This window comes from Variovorax sp. V118 (genome assembly GCF_041154445.1).
Taxonomy (GTDB): Bacteria; Pseudomonadota; Gammaproteobacteria; order Burkholderiales; family Burkholderiaceae_C; genus Variovorax; species Variovorax boronicumulans.
Genome location: NZ_AP028663.1, coordinates 4,701,919 through 4,725,239, shown reverse-complemented (window position 1 = coordinate 4,725,239; position 23,321 = coordinate 4,701,919). Strand labels below are relative to the sequence as shown.

Annotated in this window: 10 protein-coding genes and 2 pseudogenes; 7 read left to right on the top strand and 5 right to left on the bottom strand. The window is 64.5% G+C overall.

What is annotated here, in order from left to right:
• Nucleotides 1-27: 27 nt before the first annotated feature.
• Both ACAM52_RS21945 and ACAM52_RS21940 read right to left on the bottom strand, forming a co-directional pair.
• Nucleotides 28-1,551, bottom strand: a complete 1,524-nt coding sequence (locus tag ACAM52_RS21945; RefSeq protein WP_369631508.1) for a Dyp-type peroxidase — start codon at nt 1,549-1,551, stop codon at nt 28-30.
• Nucleotides 1,548-3,149 carry a hypothetical protein gene (locus ACAM52_RS21940; RefSeq protein ID WP_369631509.1) on the bottom strand — a complete coding sequence of 534 codons (1,602 nt, stop codon included), beginning with the start codon at nt 3,147-3,149 and terminating at the stop codon, nt 1,548-1,550. The genes ACAM52_RS21945 and ACAM52_RS21940 overlap by 4 nt, the downstream gene beginning before the upstream one ends.
• Before the next feature lie 564 nt (nt 3,150-3,713).
• Between ACAM52_RS21940 and ACAM52_RS21935 the strand changes: the two genes are divergently transcribed.
• Together ACAM52_RS21935 and ACAM52_RS21930 are read left to right on the top strand one after the other, a co-directional pair.
• Nucleotides 3,714-4,118, top strand: a complete 405-nt coding sequence (locus tag ACAM52_RS21935; protein WP_369631510.1) for a hypothetical protein — start codon at nt 3,714-3,716, stop codon at nt 4,116-4,118.
• 209 nt (nt 4,119-4,327) lie between these two features.
• Nucleotides 4,328-4,489, top strand: coding sequence for a hypothetical protein (locus ACAM52_RS21930; protein ID WP_369631511.1), 162 nt, complete (start codon nt 4,328-4,330; stop codon nt 4,487-4,489).
• Between the two features lie 259 nt (nt 4,490-4,748).
• Here ACAM52_RS21930 and ACAM52_RS21925 read toward each other — a convergent pair.
• A pseudogene (locus ACAM52_RS21925) lies at nt 4,749-5,426 on the bottom strand (IS3 family transposase); the annotation flags it as partial.
• Between the two features lie 7 nt (nt 5,427-5,433).
• Here ACAM52_RS21925 and ACAM52_RS21920 point away from each other — a divergent pair.
• Both ACAM52_RS21920 and ACAM52_RS21915 read left to right on the top strand, forming a co-directional pair.
• A complete protein-coding gene (locus tag ACAM52_RS21920; protein WP_369631512.1) occupies nt 5,434-5,613 on the top strand; it encodes a hypothetical protein in 180 nt (59 codons plus the stop codon).
• 267 nt (nt 5,614-5,880) lie between these two features.
• Nucleotides 5,881-6,162, top strand: coding sequence for a hypothetical protein (locus ACAM52_RS21915; protein ID WP_369631513.1), 282 nt, complete (start codon nt 5,881-5,883; stop codon nt 6,160-6,162).
• 209 nt (nt 6,163-6,371) lie between these two features.
• Here the strand turns inward: ACAM52_RS21915 and ACAM52_RS21910 are convergent, their stop codons facing one another.
• The gene (locus tag ACAM52_RS21910) at nt 6,372-6,461 is read right to left on the bottom strand and encodes an IS3 family transposase (protein WP_369647761.1); all 90 of its coding nucleotides are present in this window, start codon (nt 6,459-6,461) and stop codon (nt 6,372-6,374) included.
• Nucleotides 6,462-7,261: 800 nt separating this feature from the next.
• Between ACAM52_RS21910 and ACAM52_RS21905 the strand changes: the two genes are divergently transcribed.
• The gene (locus tag ACAM52_RS21905) at nt 7,262-7,441 is read left to right on the top strand and encodes a hypothetical protein (RefSeq protein WP_369631514.1); all 180 of its coding nucleotides are present in this window, start codon (nt 7,262-7,264) and stop codon (nt 7,439-7,441) included.
• Nucleotides 7,442-7,754: 313 nt separating this feature from the next.
• Nucleotides 7,755-8,231, top strand: a pseudogene (locus tag ACAM52_RS21900) (hypothetical protein); the annotation flags it as partial.
• Here the strand turns inward: ACAM52_RS21900 and ACAM52_RS21895 are convergent.
• Nucleotides 8,165-8,392, bottom strand: a complete 228-nt coding sequence (locus ACAM52_RS21895) for a hypothetical protein (protein WP_369632837.1) — start codon at nt 8,390-8,392, stop codon at nt 8,165-8,167. The pseudogene ACAM52_RS21900 and the gene ACAM52_RS21895 sit on opposite strands and share 67 nt — an antisense overlap.
• Here ACAM52_RS21895 and ACAM52_RS21890 point away from each other — a divergent pair.
• Nucleotides 8,379-23,318, top strand: coding sequence for an isopeptide-forming domain-containing fimbrial protein (locus ACAM52_RS21890; protein WP_369647760.1), 14,940 nt, complete (start codon nt 8,379-8,381; stop codon nt 23,316-23,318). The two genes, ACAM52_RS21895 and ACAM52_RS21890, sit on opposite strands and share 14 nt — an antisense overlap.
• Nucleotides 23,319-23,321: the final 3 nt, after the last annotated feature.

The window sequence follows — 23,321 nt, the reverse complement described above, 5'->3', positions numbered from 1 at the left end:
CGGCAGGCGCGCAAAGGCTCGCCGAGGTCAAGCAAGCAGGGCATGGAGCGTGCGCAGACCTGGTGCAAAGAAATAACCGGCGCCCGTGGCGCGGACGAACTGGCCAGCGAGAGTAAGCGTGACTTGCTTGTTATCAAGTGTCATTCGCAACTTGCGACCGCCTGGCGGCGATGGCCCGATCACGGGGTCAATTCCGCCCGCGACTGGCCGGGTTGCATCTTTTACCCATTCGGTCATCAACCGGAAGAAGCCGTGCTGGATGGATGTCTGGTAGCTCATGAACATCAACCCGCGATCGGCGCTATCCGGTGTGCCGGACCAGTCCGGGCCGAAGGGCACGCCTCGGCGCAGCATCTGGCTGCTGAGCGTGCTGCCTACCCCGCCGAAATCATGGCTTTGATCGCGCGGATTCACCTTCCTGACATGGCTGAAAAACGGGCACGAGTTCCCCAGGGGATCAGCGACTGCACCCGGGAATTGGTGGTCGCCTTTGTCGTCGGTGAGCGTCGCAGAAGCGACGGGGGTCACGAATTTGAACCCGTTTTTTCGATAGAAATTGTCGGAGATGTCGGGGTTCTCGCGATCAGGCGATAGTGATACGGGTGTGCCGTCCCTCCAGCGCCCGACCACCCTGGCGGCTGCCATGGCGGCGCTCCAGGTTGATCCGGTGGCTGCGGAAATCTGCTGCGCAAGGTCCGTCATCGCGCTCCAGAACAAGGGTACGTCCTGACTCAAGCGACGCACAACCAGCAATGAGCCATTGACCAGAAACGGGTCGTTTCCAACGACGTCTCCAGGCTGCTGCACCGCGTCCGGATTGAGGCCGGGGTAGCCGAAGACGAACTGGCCCGGCCAAGTCAAGCGTTGGCCCGGTCGGGCCCACATTGCGCTTTGCGGATCCTCTGGACGGTACGCTCGTGGAGTGAGCAAGGTGTCGTTATCCACCCAGCCGCGAACGCCTGGCTGGGAGATGCCGTCAACAAAACCGAAATGTTCGGCGTCGCGCGCGATCCTGCGCCCGCACTCGCGCAACACTACGGTCGCTGCGTCACCGAGCAAATTGAGGTAGCGATCGGCCGCGGCCTCGACTTCCGCCTTGAGCGCCGACGCGATGATGAGAAGAACTTCTGGCTCCCGCTCTTGCACATCTCCGAATAGCCATCCCTGCGGCAGCCCATTGGCGTCGACGTCGTCCCCGAGGGCCGCCGCGCTGCGTCCCGGCCCCATCTCAAAGATCGGGTCCACGATCTTGCCGGCGTCTCCGCCGAACGTGGTGAGACCGTTGGCAGACAATGCGAGCGCGACGCTCAAGGACATTGGTCCCGCCGGAGTGTTGCCGGAAAGGGCCGCAAGTCGCCGCATTGCCTTCGCCTGCGCCGCAGGCCGCAAAGGAGTCACATCGATCGCGATGGTTCGCAAGGCAGCTTTCGCGCTATCGAGTTGATCAGGCTTGACGCGAAGCCCCAACAGGAGCTCGAAAGCTCTGCCGAAGCCTGTCAGAACGTGGCCCTGAATATCGTCCGCGTCGAGGATCGGCTCCTGGATGCTCATCGCAATGTGGCGCGACTCTTGGAGATCGCTGGCTCCGCGAGGATCTGTTCGCCGACCGGTGCGGCATCCGCGGGATCGACTTCTCCCGTTTCCAAAGTCACCCTGAAGGGCAGATTGATCCTTACAGCCAAGAGATGAGGGTCGTCGCCTGGCAGCTTCGCTTGTTCGTGGGGGATCTCTTCCAACCAGTCTTCAGGCGTTGCTTTGGCGCAGGAGGGAACATTTTTAGGGTTGAAGGTTCCAAAAAAACCGGGGCTTTCGGCGTGCCGGCAGACGAGGATATTTTCACAACCCTGCACCGTCTTGTCGGCCCCGCCGTTCTGCACGTCAGCATAGATCACCATGGTGATCTTGCGAGCGATCTGTCCACCTCTCTCGAGACGGCGATTGTCCAAGAAGCAGTCCCCGAGTGTCCAATCAGCCCCGGCGGGTGCTTCAAGCTTGAGATGGAGTTTTCGCGGGTGGCTTGCGTCGGCATCGCCGCGCCGCACAGATAGTACTTGCCCTTCGGACACCGGAATGCGCACTCCCTGGGCCTCGCGCTCCAGGGTGGACAGATCGACCTTCGAGATGTAGAGACCGATCGGATCCGAAAGGGCTACGCGGTTGCCTGCCATGACTTGAATGCCGACCTGTTCGCCAATGCTCGGATCGCTGCTTCTATTGATCGCGCCGTACCCTGCGCAGGCAATGCGGGTCAGTGCCGGGTCTTCATCGTATGCAGGATCGGGGCCATCGATATCCGGCTGCCACACCAGCGACGCGTTCGCAGCCAAGTCTATTTCGGCGCCGAGAGTGTTCGCAGGGTGGGTCAGATGGACCGCGCCGTGAGTCGAATTCCACTTGTTGAAGCGGTTGTATGCTCCCTTCTTCCCGAATGCGAGCCACTTCGCCACCCCATCGTTTCCGACGCCGTAGGCAACTGGAGGATCAGGAAAGAAGAGGTCGCTGCGTTCGACTTGCTCTCCAACGAGCTCCTTGTACAGCTGCAGGACCAGATCAGGCTCTTTCGCGGCGAGGAACGTCCAGTATTCCGGTGGCTCGGCCGTGAAGCTCAGCCGGACGAGTCTGCCCTGATCGTCATGGTCGGCATGCCATTCGCAATACTCGTCCTGTTGGCGATAGCACATTGTCAGCTCCTTGCCGGTGCCGGATCCAAGGCGTGCACGCCTTGCACTAGCCTTTTGTTCAGGTTTCAAGAGATCCACGAGATGCGCAGGACACTGTTTGAGCTCGGGCTTGCCGTCTTCTGCGGGTTCCCACCAGAATAGATATTCGCCAATGGCATTGGCGGTGGTTTCCGCCTGGGTCTGTTTGGCCGGAGTGGGATCGCCGAGGACCTTGTGCCATCGATCGAGTGCACGCGGAAAAGCGTTCCAAGGAATTGGCGCGGTCGCATCGGCCGCGCCAGCGCGCACATCGTAGTAGTTCGGACTCTTGTCAAAGGCGCCGCGAACATGCTTGCCATTGGCGTCATAACCTTCAAGATTGCCGACCTGAAAGGCGTTCCAACCTTTCGCAAGGTCTTGGGCGCTATTTTTCGTAGCGCGAGAAAAATCCGCCGAACCGATGTCGGCAGGTGTTCGAAGCAACGTCATGGATTTTCCTCCGGCCGCTCCTCACATCGATACGCGTAAGCTGTGCGGCTCGTGCGTCAAATCCTAGCACTTGATCATTGCACTTGAATCATTGGCATCTGCTGCAGCGATCACCTAAATTGGGGATGTGAAAGGTCACTGAAAAGAGTACGCGTGAGCGGCGGCGATTGCCACGACGCTGATGCGAAGACTAGGCCTGAGTCTGGACAGTCGCATATCAGCGCAGGCCGTCAGTGGCGCATTGCGAATGAAGCCATCGTTCTTCCAATTGCGGTCCAGTTGAAGGTGACCTGCGCAAAGAAGTTTGACGATTCTGCGGATTTGCTTTCCTTTTTGGGCGGGTTGGCCAGATGACGTCTGACTACACTTCGTTGCCGCTCCCGTACAACGAGTGTTCAGTTGCAACCAAGCTGCAGTCTTGAAAAAACCAATTCCGCGCACACGTGTGAATGGGCGCTTCTAGCTTGGCAGCACAGTGCGCTGCCTCAGCATTGGCTTCGAACTCGTGGACTCGAGACAAGGTTGTACACTGGTTTGCATTCATTTCCACGTGATGCAAAAAGTATGAAACGCGCTTCGCTTCTGCTGTCTGTGGCCGCTCTTCAAACTGTCCTGTGGACTGTGCCGACCACTGCCTGGGCAGCCTCGCTGACGTTTCTCAATGGCGCCATCGTGACCCGCATCCCCTCCAAGGACCTGCCAGCGTTTCGAACGGCTGTCGGTGATGTGCTCAACAAGAGCGCGGACGGCACCACAACACAGTGGTCCAGTACGTATCACTCGCCTCGCCGCACCCCTGTGCGGGTGGAGATCACCCCTATTCAGTCCGCCCAGACCCAGACGGCCCGCACCTGCCGCCTGCTGGACGCGCGCGTAAGCCAACTCAAGAGTTCCGAGAAATGGCAGTTTTGGTTCTGTAAGCAGGATGATGGCAGTTGGAAATCCAGTGGTAGCAATGTTCCTCGCTAAAGTCTTTCGGCGAAAAGGATTCTCTGTATAGGCCGTGCGTTGAAGGATTCGGATTCGCAGATGGCGCTGTTGTACATCTCCGTTTGAGGCTGAACTTCTTCTTGCCCTGGCCGGCATCAACTATCTTGTCCGCCGGCCAAGGCAATTGTCGCCAACCACCTTGTCCCAGGACTCTCACGCTGTTCCAACTGAGCGCCAACATCGAACGGATGCTGGCCGATCTCAGGCGCATCATCGCGGTGCGCACACACATGAATCTCGACCAGGCGGTGCGCTTCCTCAATCGGCGTGATGGACAGGCGTGCAATGGCAAGGACGTCGCCAAGAAGGGCGCGCAGGTCACCTTGCACGAGGGAAGGCACGTGGCGTGAGCGGAAGCTGCCCTACACGGCAATAGAAGCGCCAAATCCTTTAGTCCCTTTTGCGACGGCCTATATGCGCCCCGCACAATGGATGAACCCGCTTTCGCGTGGTGACTTCCGCTGCGCCGAGAAGGTCTCGTTCGACGACAAATGCCTCTAGTCTCTGGTGGGCATCGTCGTGCGCATCAATCAGCGCACCATCACCGTCGAGACGGGCAACGGGTATTCATGGCGTTGTCGGTTGGGGGCGGAGGAAATCTGGGACTGGTTATGTCGCGAGACCCAGGCTTTTGCGATATTCCATCGGATTGAGGGGGCCGAGGGAGATTTTGATCCGTTTTTCGTTGTATTAACGGATGTACGAGTCCAGGGCCTGGGTGAACTGCTCGACGCTCGTTGACTGCCAGTTGCCAGGATAGAACATCTCCGTTCTAAGCCGGCCGAAGAATCCTTCGCACGCGGGGTTGTCAGGCGGGCATCCCTTGTGCGACACGGAGCGAATCAGCTTGGCATCGGCGATGCGCGATAGCCATCTGGGCCTGCGGTAGTGGGGGCCGCGATCGGAATGCACAACAGTCCGATCGCTGTTGCCGGGAATTGGCAGGATGGCGGCATCCAGCCTGGTGTCCAGGAGCTCTGCGTTTGGGCGCGTGCCGATTGACCCACTGACGACCTAGCCATCGAAGAAGTCGATCATGGCTGATGGGTACACCTTGCTGGCGGCAATCTGGAACTTCGAGATGTCGGTGAGCCATTTCTCATTCGGGGCAACAGGAGCGAAGTCGCGGTTGAGGAGGTTGGTTGGCACCGAGCTGATCTCTCCCTGGTAGAAGCCGTACCGGCGTCGTTTCGGTTTTGTGACCATCAGGCATTCCTGCTTCATCAGCTGGATCGCCTTTTCCGACAGGCGCAGGCACTGCCTGCCCAGCGCCGCTCGCAACCACCTCAACCGCGTGCGCGAGATGCTGGCAGTCGAGCCCGATCCGGCGGGCGTGCTGCGCGACCCTGACGGCCTCGCTGTCGAGGATTTCGGCCTTGCGGGGAGCCTGATGCTCGCGTGCTCTGTCGAACTGGCCGAGTCAGCAGAGGATGCCGTGCAGCGCGTGGCGTGCCTCATCGCCCAAGGGCGGTAAATGCTGCACATTGCCTCAAAGCGCTGATCAAGCAGATCGACCACTAGAATGATCTCGGTGGCCCGTGTACCTCCCTCCCGGGCCACCTTTGCCCGCCTTCGTGCGGGCTTTTTCTTGCCTCCGACCCGCCGGCGGTGCGTCGTTGCCACGTTGGTCACGCGAACGCTATCGATCTACGGAAACCTGTAGTCGTCAAGATTGTGAACGCGAGGTACTCTTTGCCTGCTCTCCGCGTTTTAGGTGCCAGTGCCCGTGAAGGAGCCACGAATGACCCACGCAAAGCCCGCGAAAAGCTTCCAGCAGATCAAGGCCCAGTTCGGTCGAACATTCCACCGAGGTGATCGAGTCACCTGTGGGGGCCGGCCCGGCACCATCGTAGGGGTCCGCTACCCCCACATCCGGGTGCGTTTCGACGGACAGCGGATTTCAGTGCCATGCGATCCGCTCGAGCTTGAGGTTGCTAAGCCGAACCCGTCGACGCTCCCCGCTCATCAGCTCTTTCCTTCGCAAGGAACGATAGAAGAAAGAGCAAAGGATTCAAAAGTGTGACCTTTCCCCGCAAGCACTGTCGTTTGTCCGCACGCTTGCAACTCAAAGGACGGCCCGGGGAATTACAACATCAGTGCTGTCACGCATATGAGAGCACCCTCCTCATTTAACCCGCTTCGGCGGGTTCTTTTTTGGGCGTCGCTTTCTGTCCGGGCAGCCATCAAGCAAGGCCGCCAGCGCATGCCGGATGGGGGGCAAGAAATTGGACTTTACGTCGCAAGTCCAAGACTCTCTCGGTACTCGATGGGGCTGAGATAGCCAAGGGTTATCTTGATCCGCTGCTCGTTGCAACAGCGGATGTGGGAATCAACTTCTTTGATGAGCTAGCGGACAAGCCACAGGCCCACAACGGTCGCGCTGTTCGTCTCGGTACTCCTTGCGGCGGTTGTGCTGCCCGTAGGCAGGGAGGCATCCATTACATCTCCTGGTAGTCCAAGTTTTTGTCCGCATCCCCCAAGGGCGTGGTTAATTGGAGGAATCAGCGCTGTTCGAGGTGGAATTCATTCCAAATTGAAGCGCACGCGATGAAGGCTGAGATGGAAAAAATCGCTGAGTATTCCAACTTCGTTACGTTACATCGGGACGTGACATCAAGCCTGAAAAAGAGGCCGCGGACCTTGAATTATCAGCGTAGATCTAGAAATTCCTATAAAAATCAATAGCTTGCTGGGTTGATTTACTCAAAAACATGTTGGCATGGAGTTTGCTAGAAATTGATGTTTTTGTGAGGAGGTCGATATGTCCGGTCAGGGCGAGAGGGTATCGAATATGACGAGATCTGGAGTTGCTATTGCGCGCACCCGCAATCGCCTGCAGCCTAGGATGGCCAAGTCCCCCTCTTGATGCTGGCGGGACCTTTGATCGCGGTGCGAAAGGGATCTGAAGTTCTCTGCCTGCGCGTGCCGATCCGCTCTAAATATTGATTCCACTGAGGTGTGCTGATTGGCTTGGTATTTTTTCAGATTCGCTGATGTCAATCGATGGCGAATCTCTCGATGTGCATCGGTGTGGGCCGTCGACGTAGTTGGACGTCAAGGATTGTTCTGCAGCTTCAAATTGCGACGGCCGGATGCCTTCTTCAAGGAAAACTGGAGTAGCAATGAACAAGTCTTTCAAAAGAATGTGGAGCGAACTGTTTGGCGATTTGGTGGCGGGTTCGGAGATTTTTAGCCTGTCGCGCAAGTCCAGTGGAAGCCAGAAGAGCGCGGGGGCGAACGAGCAAGTAGCTCCAAGTCGCAAGCATCGAAGGTGCGATTTTTGTCATGTGAACACCCGCTGACTCTCGGCGACGTTTGGGGGGGTGGATCGAAATCCCCATTCTGACCATTGAGCAGGGCGCCAAGCACGGAGGGCGAGCGAGCTGATTGCCGGGCTGACGTGGGCGGGGCAGGCCGAGTCTCGCGTCTTTCCCTTGTTTGTGTGAACTTGTGTGAAATTGTGTGAACTTTTCCCTATAACGATGCGGCAAATCATTGGTCTTTTGACCTGTTTTTGTCACAATGACCAACGAGGGATGAGTTTGCTTTGTAACGAATCGAGGTTCGAGTCGTTCGTAATAGTTCGCTTCCGCCGCTGAACAGCGGCCCGGGGCCATGGAGGCGGCAAGCTTCCGAAAAAAGAAGATCAATATGAGTTTTCTCCGCCGCGCTTGTATGTGGCTCGTTTGTCTCGGGGGGCTGCATGCCGGACCTCTGGCATTCGCGCAGACGTCGGTCACCAACACGGCTACGGTCACGTTGCCGAGCACGATGACATGTGCGGTGCCTGGTCCCGGCGGCGTGTGCCAATGGTCCGATCCGGAAGTCACCACTGTGACGGCGCCGGTGCTGTCCATTGTCAAGACAGCCAGCGCAGCCAATTTTGTGGTGGGTCAGGTCGCTGGCTACACGTTGGTGGTCACCAATAATGGTACCGCAGCGACCACGGCGCCCTCCACGGCGAACGACCCCATTCCAGCGGGCTTGACCCTCGGTGCGATGCCGGCGGGGTGCTCTGCCGTTGGTCAAGTCGTGGCCTGCGCCATTCCGGCTGGGCTGGCCGTCGGCGCGTCCATCAGTTTCGTCATTCCGGTGACGCCCACCGTCGCGGTTCCTGCGCCGGGCGTTGTCAACACCGCCATCGTCAGCGGCGGCGGTGACGCGGCCTGCACGACCGGATCGCCGGTGCCGGCCCGTTGCAGGAGCACAGTCACCACGCCCATCTTGCCGGCGGCAGTGGTGACGGTTGCCAAGACGGCGACGCCGGCGACGGGCTCGACGGTGGTTGCTGGCCAGACGCTGAGCTACACGCTGACGGCGACGGTGACTGGTTCGGCGACGACGGCGGCGACGGTGCTGACGGACACGCTGGGTGCGAACCTGACGTTCGGCTCGGTGACCTCGGCGGGCGTGTACACGGCCGGCGGCAGTGGCCAGGTGCGCACGTTCACGCTGCCCTCGGGCACGGCGGCGGGCACCTACGCGGTGACCTACACGGCGACGGTGAACGCTGGTGCGACCGGCACGGTGAACAACGCGGTGACCGGTGCGACCTGCACGGCCAGCGGCGTGTGCACGACCAGCCACCCGATCGGGGCGGTGACCTTGACCAAGGCGCTGGCTGGAGAAAGCGGCACGCAGGCGGGCATCGCTGAGGCTGGTGAAACGCTGACGTACACGATCACGCTTGCCAACCCGAGCACGGTGGCGGTGACGGGCTACGCGCTGACGGACACGCTGAGCGCGGGCCTGACGTACGTGAGCTCGACCAATGGTGGTGTGAATGCGGGGCAGAGCACGACGTGGACGGGTCTGACGATCCCCGCCTCGGGCAGCCTGGTGGTGACGGTGGTGGCGAAGGTGAACACGCCGATCGCGACCTCGAGCATCAACAACATTGCGAAAAAGACTGGTGATCCGGATCCGAGTTGCCCGAGCACGGGCTGCGTGGTGACGCCGACGGCCAGCACGGTGACGGTTGCCAAGACGGCGACGCCGGCGACGGGCTCGACGGTGGTTGCTGGGCAGACGCTGAGCTACACGCTGACGGCGACGGTGACCGGATCGGCGACGACGGCGGCGACGGTGCTGACGGACACGCTGGGTGCGAACCTGACGTTCGGCTCGGTGACCTCGGCGGGCGTGTACACGGCCGGCGGCAGTGGCCAGGTGCGCACGTTCACGCTGCCCTCGGGCACGGCGGCGGGCACCTACGCGGTGACCTACACGGCGACGGTGAACGCAGGTGCGACCGGCACGGTGAACAACGCGGTGACCGGTGCGACCTGCACGGCCAGCGGCGTGTGCACGACCAGCCACCCGATCGGGGCGGTGACCTTGACCAAGGCGCTGGCTGGAGAAAGCGGCACGCAGGCGGGCATCGCTGAGGCTGGTGAAACGCTGACGTACACGATCACGCTTGCCAACCCGAGCACGGTGGCGGTGACGGGCTACGCGCTGACGGACACGCTGAGCGCGGGCCTGACGTACGTGAGCTCGACCAATGGTGGTGTGAATGCGGGGCAGAGCACGACGTGGACGGGTCTGACGATCCCCGCCTCGGGCAGCCTGGTGGTGACGGTGGTGGCGACGGTGAACACGCCGATCGCGTCCTCGAGCATCAACAACATTGCGAAAAAGACTGGTGATCCGGATCCGAGTTGCCCGAGCACGGGCTGCGTGGTGACGCCGACGGCCAGCACGGTGACGGTGGCCAAGACGGCGACCCCGGCGACGGGCTCGACGGTGGTTGCTGGCCAGACGCTGAGCTACACGCTGACGGCGACGGTGACTGGTTCGGCGACGACGGCGGCGACGGTGCTGACGGACACGCTGGGTGCGAACCTGACGTTCGGCTCGGTGACCTCGGCGGGCGTGTACACGGCCGGCGGCAGTGGCCAGGTGCGCACGTTCACGCTGCCCTCGGGCACGGCGGCGGGCACCTACGCGGTGACCTACACGGCGACGGTGAACGCTGGTGCGACCGGCACGGTGAACAACGCGGTGACCGGTGCGACCTGCACGGCCAGCGGCGTGTGCACGACCAGCCACCCGATCGGGGCGGTGACCTTGACCAAGGCGCTGGCTGGAGAAAGCGGCACGCAGGCGGGCATCGCTGAGGCTGGTGAAACGCTGACGTACACGATCACGCTTGCCAACCCGAGCACGGTGGCGGTGACGGGCTACGCGCTGACGGACACGCTGAGCGCGGGCCTGACGTACGTGAGCTCGACCAATGGTGGTGTGAATGCGGGGCAGAGCACGACGTGGACGGGTCTGACGATCCCCGCCTCGGGCAGCCTGGTGGTGACGGTGGTGGCGACGGTGAACACGCCGATCGCGTCCTCGAGCATCAACAACATTGCGAAAAAGACTGGTGATCCGGATCCGAGTTGCCCGAGCACGGGCTGCGTGGTGACGCCGACGGCCAGCACGGTGACGGTGGCCAAGACGGCGACCCCGGCGACGGGCTCGACGGTGGTTGCTGGCCAGACGCTGAGCTACACGCTGACGGCGACGGTGACTGGTTCGGCGACGACGGCGGCGACGGTGCTGACGGACACGCTGGGTGCGAACCTGACGTTCGGCTCGGTGACCTCGGCGGGCGTGTACACGGCCGGCGGCAGTGGCCAGGTGCGCACGTTCACGCTGCCCTCGGGCACGGCGGCGGGCACCTACGCGGTGACCTACACGGCGACGGTGAACGCTGGTGCGACCGGCACGGTGAACAACGCGGTGACCGGTGCGACCTGCACGGCCAGCGGCGTGTGCACGACCAGCCACCCGATCGGGGCGGTGACCTTGACCAAGGCGCTGGCTGGAGAAAGCGGCACGCAGGCGGGCATCGCTGAGGCTGGTGAAACGCTGACGTACACGATCACGCTTGCCAACCCGAGCACGGTGGCGGTGACGGGCTACGCGCTGACGGACACGCTGAGCGCGGGCCTGACGTACGTGAGCTCGACCAATGGTGGTGTGAATGCGGGGCAGAGCACGACGTGGACGGGTCTGACGATCCCCGCCTCGGGCAGCCTGGTGGTGACGGTGGTGGCGAAGGTGAACACGCCGATCGCGACCTCGAGCATCAACAACATTGCGAAAAAGACTGGTGATCCGGATCCGAGTTGCCCGAGCACGGGCTGCGTGGTGACGCCGACGGCCAGCACGGTGACGGTTGCCAAGACGGCGACGCCGGCGACGGGCTCGACGGTGGTTGCTGGGCAGACGCTGAGCTACACGCTGACGGCGACGGTGACCGGATCGGCGACGACGGCGGCGACGGTGCTGACGGACACGCTGGGTGCGAACCTGACGTTCGGCTCGGTGACCTCGGCGGGCGTGTACACGGCCGGCGGCAGTGGCCAGGTGCGCACGTTCACGCTGCCCTCGGGCACGGCGGCGGGCACCTACGCGGTGACCTACACGGCGACGGTGAACGCAGGTGCGACCGGCACGGTGAACAACGCGGTGACCGGTGCGACCTGCACGGCCAGCGGCGTGTGCACGACCAGCCACCCGATCGGGGCGGTGACCTTGACCAAGGCGCTGGCTGGAGAAAGCGGCACGCAGGCGGGCATCGCTGAGGCTGGTGAAACGCTGACGTACACGATCACGCTTGCCAACCCGAGCACGGTGGCGGTGACGGGCTACGCGCTGACGGACACGCTGAGCGCGGGCCTGACGTACGTGAGCTCGACCAATGGTGGTGTGAATGCGGGGCAGAGCACGACGTGGACGGGTCTGACGATCCCCGCCTCGGGCAGCCTGGTGGTGACGGTGGTGGCGACGGTGAACACGCCGATCGCGTCCTCGAGCATCAACAACATTGCGAAAAAGACTGGTGATCCGGATCCGAGTTGCCCGAGCACGGGCTGCGTGGTGACGCCGACGGCCAGCACGGTGACGGTGGCCAAGACGGCGACGCCGGCGACGGGCTCGACGGTGGTTGCTGGGCAGACGATCAGCTACACGCTGACGGCGACGGTGACTGGTTCGGCGACGACGGCGGCGACGGTGCTGACGGACACGCTGGGTGCGAACCTGACGTTCGGCTCGGTGACCTCGGCGGGCGTGTACACGGCCGGCGGCAGTGGCCAGGTGCGCACGTTCACGCTGCCCTCGGGCACGGCGGCGGGCACCTACGCGGTGACCTACACGGCGACGGTGAACGCTGGTGCGACCGGCACGGTGAACAACGCGGTGACTGGAGCGACCTGCACGGCCAGCGGCGTGTGCACGACCAGCCACCCGATCGGGGCGGTGACCTTGACCAAGGCGCTGGCTGGAGAAAGCGGCACGCAGGCGGGCATCGCTGAGGCTGGTGAAACGCTGACGTACACGATCACGCTTGCCAACCCGAGCACGGTGGCGGTGACGGGCTACGCGCTGACGGACACGCTGAGCGCGGGCCTGACGTACGTGAGCTCGACCAATGGTGGTGTGAATGCGGGGCAGAGCACGACGTGGACGGGTCTGACGATCCCCGCCTCGGGCAGCCTGGTGGTGACGGTGGTGGCGACGGTGAACACGCCGATCGCGTCCTCGAGCATCAACAACATTGCGAAAAAGACTGGTGATCCGGATCCGAGTTGCCCGAGCACGGGCTGCGTGGTGACGCCGACGGCCAGCACGGTGACGGTGGCCAAGACGGCGACGCCGGCGACGGGCTCGACGGTGGTTGCTGGGCAGACGATCAGCTACACGCTGACGGCGACGGTGACTGGTTCGGCGACGACGGCGGCGACGGTGCTGACGGACACGCTGGGTGCGAACCTGACGTTCGGCTCGGTGACCTCGGCGGGCGTGTACACGGCCGGCGGCAGTGGCCAGGTGCGCACGTTCACGCTGCCCTCGGGCACGGCGGCGGGCACCTACGCGGTGACCTACACGGCGACGGTGAACGCTGGTGCGACCGGCACGGTGAACAACGCGGTGACCGGTGCGACCTGCACGGCCAGCGGCGTGTGCACGACCAGCCACCCGATCGGGGCGGTGACCTTGACCAAGGCGCTGGCTGGAGAAAGCGGCACGCAGGCGGGCATCGCTGAGGCTGGTGAAACGCTGACGTACACGATCACGCTTGCCAACCCGAGCACGGTGGCGGTGACGGGCTACGCGCTGACGGACACGCTGAGCGCGGGCCTGACGTACGTGAGCTCGACCAATGGTGGTGTGAATGCGGGGCAGAGCACGACGTGGACGGGTCTGACGATCCCCGCCTCGGGCAGCCTGGTGGTGACGGTGGTGGCGACGGTGAACACGCCGATCGCGTCCTCGAGCATCAACAACATTGCGAAAAAGACTGGTGATCCGGATCCGAGTTGCCCGAGCACGGGCTGCGTGGTGACGCCGACGGCCAGCACGGTGACGGTGGCCAAGACGGCGACGCCGGCGACGGGCTCGACGGTGGTTGCTGGGCAGACGATCAGCTACACGCTGACGGCGACGGTGACTGGTTCGGCGACGACGGCGGCGACGGTGCTGACGGACACGCTGGGTGCGAACCTGACGTTCGGCTCGGTGACCTCGGCGGGCGTGTACACGGCCGGCGGCAGTGGCCAGGTGCGCACGTTCACGCTGCCCTCGGGCACGGCGGCGGGCACCTACGCGGTGACCTACACGGCGACGGTGAACGCTGGTGCGACCGGCACGGTGAACAACGCGGTGACCGGTGCGACCTGCACGGCCAGCGGCGTGTGCACGACCAGCCACCCGATCGGGGCGGTGACCTTGACCAAGGCGCTGGCTGGAGAAAGCGGCACGCAGGCGGGCATCGCTGAGGCTGGTGAAACGCTGACGTACACGATCACGCTTGCCAACCCGAGCACGGTGGCGGTGACGGGCTACGCGCTGACGGACACGCTGAGCGCGGGCCTGACGTACGTGAGCTCGACCAATGGTGGTGTGAATGCGGGGCAGAGCACGACGTGGACGGGTCTGACGATCCCCGCCTCGGGCAGCCTGGTGGTGACGGTGGTGGCGAAGGTGAACACGCCGATCGCGACCTCGAGCATCAACAACATTGCGAAAAAGACTGGTGATCCGGATCCGAGTTGCCCGAGCACGGGCTGCGTGGTGACGCCGACGGCCAGCACGGTGACGGTGGCCAAGACGGCGACGCCGGCGACGGGCTCGACGGTGGTTGCTGGGCAGACGATCAGCTACACGCTGACGGCGACGGTGACTGGTTCGGCGACGACGGCGGCGACGGTGCTGACGGACACGCTGGGTGCGAACCTGACGTTCGGCTCGGTGACCTCGGCGGGCGTGTACACGGCCGGCGGCAGTGGCCAGGTGCGCACGTTCACGCTGCCCTCGGGCACGGCGGCGGGCACCTACGCGGTGACCTACACGGCGACGGTGAACGCTGGTGCGACCGGCACGGTGAACAACGCGGTGACCGGTGCGACCTGCACGGCCAGCGGCGTGTGCACGACCAGCCACCCGATCGGGGCGGTGACCTTGACCAAGGCGCTGGCTGGAGAAAGCGGCACGCAGGCGGGCATCGCTGAGGCTGGTGAAACGCTGACGTACACGATCACGCTTGCCAACCCGAGCACGGTGGCGGTGACGGGCTACGCGCTGACGGACACGCTGAGCGCGGGCCTGACGTACGTGAGCTCGACCAATGGTGGTGTGAATGCGGGGCAGAGCACGACGTGGACGGGTCTGACGATCCCCGCCTCGGGCAGCCTGGTGGTGACGGTGGTGGCGAAGGTGAACACGCCGATCGCGACCTCGAGCATCAACAACATTGCGAAAAAGACTGGTGATCCGGATCCGAGTTGCCCGAGCACGGGCTGCGTGGTGACGCCGACGGCCAGCACGGTGACGGTTGCCAAGACGGCGACGCCGGCGACGGGCTCGACGGTGGTTGCTGGGCAGACGCTGAGCTACACGCTGACGGCGACGGTGACCGGATCGGCGACGACGGCGGCGACGGTGCTGACGGACACGCTGGGTGCGAACCTGACGTTCGGCTCGGTGACCTCGGCGGGCGTGTACACGGCCGGCGGCAGTGGCCAGGTGCGCACGTTCACGCTGCCCTCGGGCACGGCGGCGGGCACCTACGCGGTGACCTACACGGCGACGGTGAACGCAGGTGCGACCGGCACGGTGAACAACGCGGTGACCGGTGCGACCTGCACGGCCAGCGGCGTGTGCACGACCAGCCACCCGATCGGGGCGGTGACCTTGACCAAGGCGCTGGCTGGAGAAAGCGGCACGCAGGCGGGCATCGCTGAGGCTGGTGAAACGCTGACGTACACGATCACGCTTGCCAACCCGAGCACGGTGGCGGTGACGGGCTACGCGCTGACGGACACGCTGAGCGCGGGCCTGACGTACGTGAGCTCGACCAATGGTGGTGTGAATGCGGGGCAGAGCACGACGTGGACGGGTCTGACGATCCCCGCCTCGGGCAGCCTGGTGGTGACGGTGGTGGCGACGGTGAACACGCCGATCGCGTCCTCGAGCATCAACAACATTGCGAAAAAGACTGGTGATCCGGATCCGAGTTGCCCGAGCACGGGCTGCGTGGTGACGCCGACGGCCAGCACGGTGACGGTGGCCAAGACGGCGACCCCGGCGACGGGCTCGACGGTGGTTGCTGGCCAGACGCTGAGCTACACGCTGACGGCGACGGTGACTGGTTCGGCGACGACGGCGGCGACGGTGCTGACGGACACGCTGGGTGCGAACCTGACGTTCGGCTCGGTGACCTCGGCGGGCGTGTACACGGCCGGCGGCAGTGGCCAGGTGCGCACGTTCACGCTGCCCTCGGGCACGGCGGCGGGCACCTACGCGGTGACCTACACGGCGACGGTGAACGCTGGTGCGACCGGCACGGTGAACAACGCGGTGACCGGTGCGACCTGCACGGCCAGCGGCGTGTGCACGACCAGCCACCCGATCGGGGCGGTGACCTTGACCAAGGCGCTGGCTGGAGAAAGCGGCACGCAGGCGGGCATCGCTGAGGCTGGTGAAACGCTGACGTACACGATCACGCTTGCCAACCCGAGCACGGTGGCGGTGACGGGCTACGCGCTGACGGACACGCTGAGCGCGGGCCTGACGTACGTGAGCTCGACCAATGGTGGTGTGAATGCGGGGCAGAGCACGACGTGGACGGGTCTGACGATCCCCGCCTCGGGCAGCCTGGTGGTGACGGTGGTGGCGACGGTGAACACGCCGATCGCGTCCTCGAGCATCAACAACATTGCGAAAAAGACTGGTGATCCGGATCCGAGTTGCCCGAGCACGGGCTGCGTGGTGACGCCGACGGCCAGCACGGTGACGGTGGCCAAGACGGCGACCCCGGCGACGGGCTCGACGGTGGTTGCTGGCCAGACGCTGAGCTACACGCTGACGGCGACGGTGACTGGTTCGGCGACGACGGCGGCGACGGTGCTGACGGACACGCTGGGTGCGAACCTGACGTTCGGCTCGGTGACCTCGGCGGGCGTGTACACGGCCGGCGGCAGTGGCCAGGTGCGCACGTTCACGCTGCCCTCGGGCACGGCGGCGGGCACCTACGCGGTGACCTACACGGCGACGGTGAACGCTGGTGCGACCGGCACGGTGAACAACGCGGTGACCGGTGCGACCTGCACGGCCAGCGGCGTGTGCACGACCAGCCACCCGATCGGGGCGGTGACCTTGACCAAGGCGCTGGCTGGAGAAAGCGGCACGCAGGCGGGCATCGCTGAGGCTGGTGAAACGCTGACGTACACGATCACGCTTGCCAACCCGAGCACGGTGGCGGTGACGGGCTACGCGCTGACGGACACGCTGAGCGCGGGCCTGACGTACGTGAGCTCGACCAATGGTGGTGTGAATGCGGGGCAGAGCACGACGTGGACGGGTCTGACGATCCCCGCCTCGGGCAGCCTGGTGGTGACGGTGGTGGCGAAGGTGAACACGCCGATCGCGACCTCGAGCATCAACAACATTGCGAAAAAGACTGGTGATCCGGATCCGAGTTGCCCGAGCACGGGCTGCGTGGTGACGCCGACGGCCAGCACGGTGACGGTGGCCAAGACGGCGACCCCGGCGACGGGCTCGACGGTGGTTGCTGGCCAGACGCTGAGCTACACGCTGACGGCGACGGTGACTGGTTCGGCGACGACGGCGGCGACGGTGCTGACGGACACGCTGGGTGCGAACCTGACGTTCGGCTCGGTGACCTCGGCGGGCGTGTACACGGCCGGCGGCAGTGGCCAGGTGCGCACGTTCACGCTGCCCTCGGGCACGGCGGCGGGCACCTACGCGGTGACCTACACGGCGACGGTGAACGCAGGTGCGACCGGCACGGTGAACAACGCGGTGACCGGTGCGACCTGCACGGCCAGCGGCGTGTGCACGACCAGCCACCCGATCGGGGCGGTGACCTTGACCAAGGCGCTGGCTGGAGAAAGCGGCACGCAGGCGGGCATCGCTGAGGCTGGTGAAACGCTGACGTACACGATCACGCTTGCCAACCCGAGCACGGTGGCGGTGACGGGCTACGCGCTGACGGACACGCTGAGCGCGGGCCTGACGTACGTGAGCTCGACCAATGGTGGTGTGAATGCGGGGCAGAGCACGACGTGGACGGGTCTGACGATCCCCGCCTCGGGCAGCCTGGTGGTGACGGTGGTGGCGACGGTGAACACGCCGATCGCGTCCTCGAGCATCAACAACATTGCGAAAAAGACTGGTGATCCGGATCCGAGTTGCCCGAGCACGGGCTGCGTGGTGACGCCGACGGCCAGCACGGTGACGGTGGCCAAGACGGCGACCCCGGCGACGGGCTCGACGGTGGTTGCTGGCCAGACGCTGAGCTACACGCTGACGGCGACGGTGACTGGTTCGGCGACGACGGCGGCGACGGTGCTGACGGACACGCTGGGTGCGAACCTGACGTTCGGCTCGGTGACCTCGGCGGGCGTGTACACGGCCGGCGGCAGTGGCCAGGTGCGCACGTTCACGCTGCCCTCGGGCACGGCGGCGGGCACCTACGCGGTGACCTACACGGCGACGGTGAACGCTGGTGCGACCGGCACGGTGAACAACGCGGTGACCGGTGCGACCTGCACGGCCAGCGGCGTGTGCACGACCAGCCACCCGATCGGGGCGGTGACCTTGACCAAGGCGCTGGCTGGAGAAAGCGGCACGCAGGCGGGCATCGCTGAGGCTGGTGAAACGCTGACGTACACGATCACGCTTGCCAACCCGAGCACGGTGGCGGTGACGGGCTACGCGCTGACGGACACGCTGAGCGCGGGCCTGACGTACGTGAGCTCGACCAATGGTGGTGTGAATGCGGGGCAGAGCACGACGTGGACGGGTCTGACGATCCCCGCCTCGGGCAGCCTGGTGGTGACGGTGGTGGCGAAGGTGAACACGCCGATCGCGACCTCGAGCATCAACAACATTGCGAAAAAGACTGGTGATCCGGATCCGAGTTGCCCGAGCACGGGCTGCGTGGTGACGCCGACGGCCAGCACGGTGACGGTTGCCAAGACGGCGACGCCGGCGACGGGCTCGACGGTGGTTGCTGGGCAGACGCTGAGCTACACGCTGACGGCGACGGTGACCGGATCGGCGACGACGGCGGCGACGGTGCTGACGGACACGCTGGGTGCGAACCTGACGTTCGGCTCGGTGACCTCGGCGGGCGTGTACACGGCCGGCGGCAGTGGCCAGGTGCGCACGTTCACGCTGCCCTCGGGCACGGCGGCGGGCACCTACGCGGTGACCTACACGGCGACGGTGAACGCAGGTGCGACCGGCACGGTGAACAACGCGGTGACCGGTGCGACCTGCACGGCCAGCGGCGTGTGCACGACCAGCCACCCGATCGGGGCGGTGACCTTGACCAAGGCGCTGGCTGGAGAAAGCGGCACGCAGGCGGGCATCGCTGAGGCTGGTGAAACGCTGACGTACACGATCACGCTTGCCAACCCGAGCACGGTGGCGGTGACGGGCTACGCGCTGACGGACACGCTGAGCGCGGGCCTGACGTACGTGAGCTCGACCAATGGTGGTGTGAATGCGGGGCAGAGCACGACGTGGACGGGTCTGACGATCCCCGCCTCGGGCAGCCTGGTGGTGACGGTGGTGGCGACGGTGAACACGCCGATCGCGTCCTCGAGCATCAACAACATTGCGAAAAAGACTGGTGATCCGGATCCGAGTTGCCCGAGCACGGGCTGCGTGGTGACGCCGACGGCCAGCACGGTGACGGTGGCCAAGACGGCGACGCCGGCGACGGGCTCGACGGTGGTTGCTGGGCAGACGATCAGCTACACGCTGACGGCGACGGTGACTGGTTCGGCGACGACGGCGGCGACGGTGCTGACGGACACGCTGGGTGCGAACCTGACGTTCGGCTCGGTGACCTCGGCGGGCGTGTACACGGCCGGCGGCAGTGGCCAGGTGCGCACGTTCACGCTGCCCTCGGGCACGGCGGCGGGCACCTACGCGGTGACCTACACGGCGACGGTGAACGCTGGTGCGACCGGCACGGTGAACAACGCGGTGACTGGAGCGACCTGCACGGCCAGCGGCGTGTGCACGACCAGCCACCCGATCGGGGCGGTGACCTTGACCAAGGCGCTGGCTGGAGAAAGCGGCACGCAGGCGGGCATCGCTGAGGCTGGTGAAACGCTGACGTACACGATCACGCTTGCCAACCCGAGCACGGTGGCGGTGACGGGCTACGCGCTGACGGACACGCTGAGCGCGGGCCTGACGTACGTGAGCTCGACCAATGGTGGTGTGAATGCGGGGCAGAGCACGACGTGGACGGGTCTGACGATCCCCGCCTCGGGCAGCCTGGTGGTGACGGTGGTGGCGACGGTGAACACGCCGATCGCGTCCTCGAGCATCAACAACATTGCGAAAAAGACTGGTGATCCGGATCCGAGTTGCCCGAGCACGGGCTGCGTGGTGACGCCGACGGCCAGCACGGTGACGGTGGCCAAGACGGCGACGCCGGCGACGGGCTCGACGGTGGTTGCTGGGCAGACGATCAGCTACACGCTGACGGCGACGGTGACTGGTTCGGCGACGACGGCGGCGACGGTGCTGACGGACACGCTGGGTGCGAACCTGACGTTCGGCTCGGTGACCTCGGCGGGCGTGTACACGGCCGGCGGCAGTGGCCAGGTGCGCACGTTCACGCTGCCCTCGGGCACGGCGGCGGGCACCTACGCGGTGACCTACACGGCGACGGTGAACGCTGGTGCGACCGGCACGGTGAACAACGCGGTGACCGGTGCGACCTGCACGGCCAGCGGCGTGTGCACGACCAGCCACCCGATCGGGGCGGTGACCTTGACCAAGGCGCTGGCTGGAGAAAGCGGCACGCAGGCGGGCATCGCTGAGGCTGGTGAAACGCTGACGTACACGATCACGCTTGCCAACCCGAGCACGGTGGCGGTGACGGGCTACGCGCTGACGGACACGCTGAGCGCGGGCCTGACGTACGTGAGCTCGACCAATGGTGGTGTGAATGCGGGGCAGAGCACGACGTGGACGGGTCTGACGATCCCCGCCTCGGGCAGCCTGGTGGTGACGGTGCGCGCTATCGTAAGTACGCCACTCACGGGTGCCACGGTACGCAACATCGCCAAGCCGACTGGCACGCCAGATCCGAGTTGCCCGAGCGCAGGCTGTGTGGAAACGCCGACCTCGGCTAACGTGACGCTGGTCAAGACACTCAGCGCCGAGAGCGGCGCGCAAGCGGGTATTGCCGAGCCTGGTGAAATGCTGACCTACAGCATCACGCTGACCAATGCGGGCGGTACTGCTGTCAGCAACTACAACCTCAGTGACACGCTCAGCCTGGGCCTCGCCTATGTCTCATCGAGCAATGGTGGTGCCAACAGCGGCCAGACCACGACGTGGAGCAACCTCACGGTGCCGGCCAACGGTAGCCTGGTAGTCACCCTTGTGGCACGTGTCAGCGCACAGATCACCACCGCCGCAGTCAGCAACATCGCCAAGCCAACCAGCACGCCTGATCCGGCTTGCCCGAGTACGGCTTGCGTGGTGACGCCGACCGCTGCATACGTCACGCCATTGAAGCAACTCACTGGTGAAACCGGCTCCCAGCCTCGTGTCGCGGAGGCCGGCGAACAGCTGACCTACACCATCACGCTGAGCAATAGCGGCGGTACGGCATTCAATAACTACCGTTTCACCGAGAACGTGCCGTTGGGCGCCACGCTGACCAGCGTGAGCGGTGCCAGTGGCTTCGGTAGCCCAGTCACAGGGAGTGGCTCTGTCACTCTCACAGTGGCGAGCGTGCCGGCCGGCGGTACCGCCGTTGTCACGGTCGTGTTTACCGTCCCCGACACAATCCCAGCGGGCGTATCCGACCTGCTGAATCTGATCAATGGTGGCGACATCGATCCGGCATGCGGTAGCGCCTGCTCGGTCAGTATCCCGGTCGAGATTCCGGCGCAACTCAGCATCGTCAAGACCTCGGCGGTGCGTGAAGCCAAGGTCGGTGATCTGGTGCGCTACACGCTCACGGTAACCAACATCGGCGCTAGTAACGTGGTCAACGCGCGAATCACCGACACGCCACCCATGGGCTTTAGCTATGTGGCCGGCTCGGTTGCAGTTGCGGATGGTGACGGTGCTTTCACGGTCAGCGGCAGCGCCTACCCGATCCAGATCGGAGGCATTGACGTCGCGATTGGCAAGCAGGCCACGATTAGCTACTTGCTGAGGGTCGGTGCCGGCGTGCGGCAGGGACTGCACATCAATCAGGCGTCGGCGCAGAACAGTCGTGGCCGCACGATCTCCAACATCGCGACCGCACAGGTTTCGGTGGTGGCCGATCCGCTGGTTGACGAATCGTTGATCCTGGGAACGGTATTCGACGACCGCGATGGCGACGGCTGGCAAGACCCGGCTACCCTGAGCGGCCTGCGCGTGCAGGGTGGTTTTGCACCGGAGGCTTACATCGCTGGCTCGACGACGGTCGACCGCGGTCAAGGTCCGCAGCCCGAGCCGGACGCTAGCGCGCCGATGCTGCATGGCATCGCGATTGGCACAATTTCCGGTCGTCAGTCCGAAGCTGACCCGGTTGAGAACCACCAGGTGGTGATCCGCCAGCGCCTGCGCGAGCCAAGCTTCACAAACGATCTTGTGCTCACCAGCAGCCAAGGGGTCACTCTACGCATGGATGCTGCAGGAAAAACTACGATTGAAAAAAGCGGTGATGCGGCCAAGGGTCTGAACGGCGCCGAGCCGACCGTCGAGCGACGCATCGCTCAGACAGAAGACGGCTATGTGGTCGACTACATCGTGCGCAACGCCGGCATCGACGAACGCGGCATCCCGGGCGTGCGTATCGCCTCGGTGGAGGGCTTGCTCATCGAAACCGACCAGTTCGGGCGTTACAACCTGACCGGCATCCTGGGCGGCGACAGCAACCGGGGCCGCAACTTCATCCTGAAGGTCGATCCGTCCACGCTGCCCGATGGCGCCGCATTCACCACGGCCAACCCGCTGGTGCGACGTATCACGCCGGGTCTGCCGGTGAGATTCGACTTCGGCGTCAAGCTGCCAAACGGTTTGATAGCCGGACAGAAGGAACAGATCGACATCGAATTCGGTGAAGTGATGTTCGCGCCTGGTAGTGCCGATCTACGTCAGGACTACCTCCCCGTGGTCGAGAAGATGGCCGCCAAGGTCAACGAGTACGGCGGCGGCGATCTTGTGATCCGTGCCAATGGCGAAGCGGAGGCGCTTGCGTTGGGCCGCGTTCAGGCTGTCGAAGCCGCGCTCAAGAGCATGCTTTCGCCGGCAGCGGTCAAGGCCACGCGCATCACCGCGCGTACCGAGTTGAGTCAACCGGCGAGCACCGTGGTCGGAGTTCAGCAAGGCCAGATTCTCCTAGGCACCGTGCTCTTCGACACTGACAAAGCGCTGATCAAGCCGCGCTTTAACGTGTTGCTGGCGCAGATCGCGAAGCAGATCGATGCGAGCAAGGGCGGCGTGGTCAATATCGTCGGTCACGCGGACAAACGGGCCTCCGACGCCCACAACATGGCCCTGGGCCTCAGGCGGGCAAAGGCGGTCTACGACGCCATCGCTCAACAACTCAACCCCGAGGTGCGAGCGAAAGTGCGCGTCGAAACGCTTCCCGAGGTGCAGCCCATGCTGCGCTCCGGACGGCAATGAACG

Coding starts and splice junctions, on each gene's coding strand:
- ACAM52_RS21945 (WP_369631508.1), bottom strand. CDS start 1,551: ATGAGCATCCAGGAGCCGATCCTCGACGCGGACGATATTCAGGGCCAC.
- ACAM52_RS21940 (WP_369631509.1), bottom strand. CDS start 3,149: ATGACGTTGCTTCGAACACCTGCCGACATCGGTTCGGCGGATTTTTCT.
- ACAM52_RS21935 (WP_369631510.1), top strand. CDS start 3,714: ATGAAACGCGCTTCGCTTCTGCTGTCTGTGGCCGCTCTTCAAACTGTC.
- ACAM52_RS21930 (WP_369631511.1), top strand. CDS start 4,328: ATGCTGGCCGATCTCAGGCGCATCATCGCGGTGCGCACACACATGAAT.
- ACAM52_RS21915 (WP_369631513.1), top strand. CDS start 5,881: ATGACCCACGCAAAGCCCGCGAAAAGCTTCCAGCAGATCAAGGCCCAG.
- ACAM52_RS21905 (WP_369631514.1), top strand. CDS start 7,262: ATGAACAAGTCTTTCAAAAGAATGTGGAGCGAACTGTTTGGCGATTTG.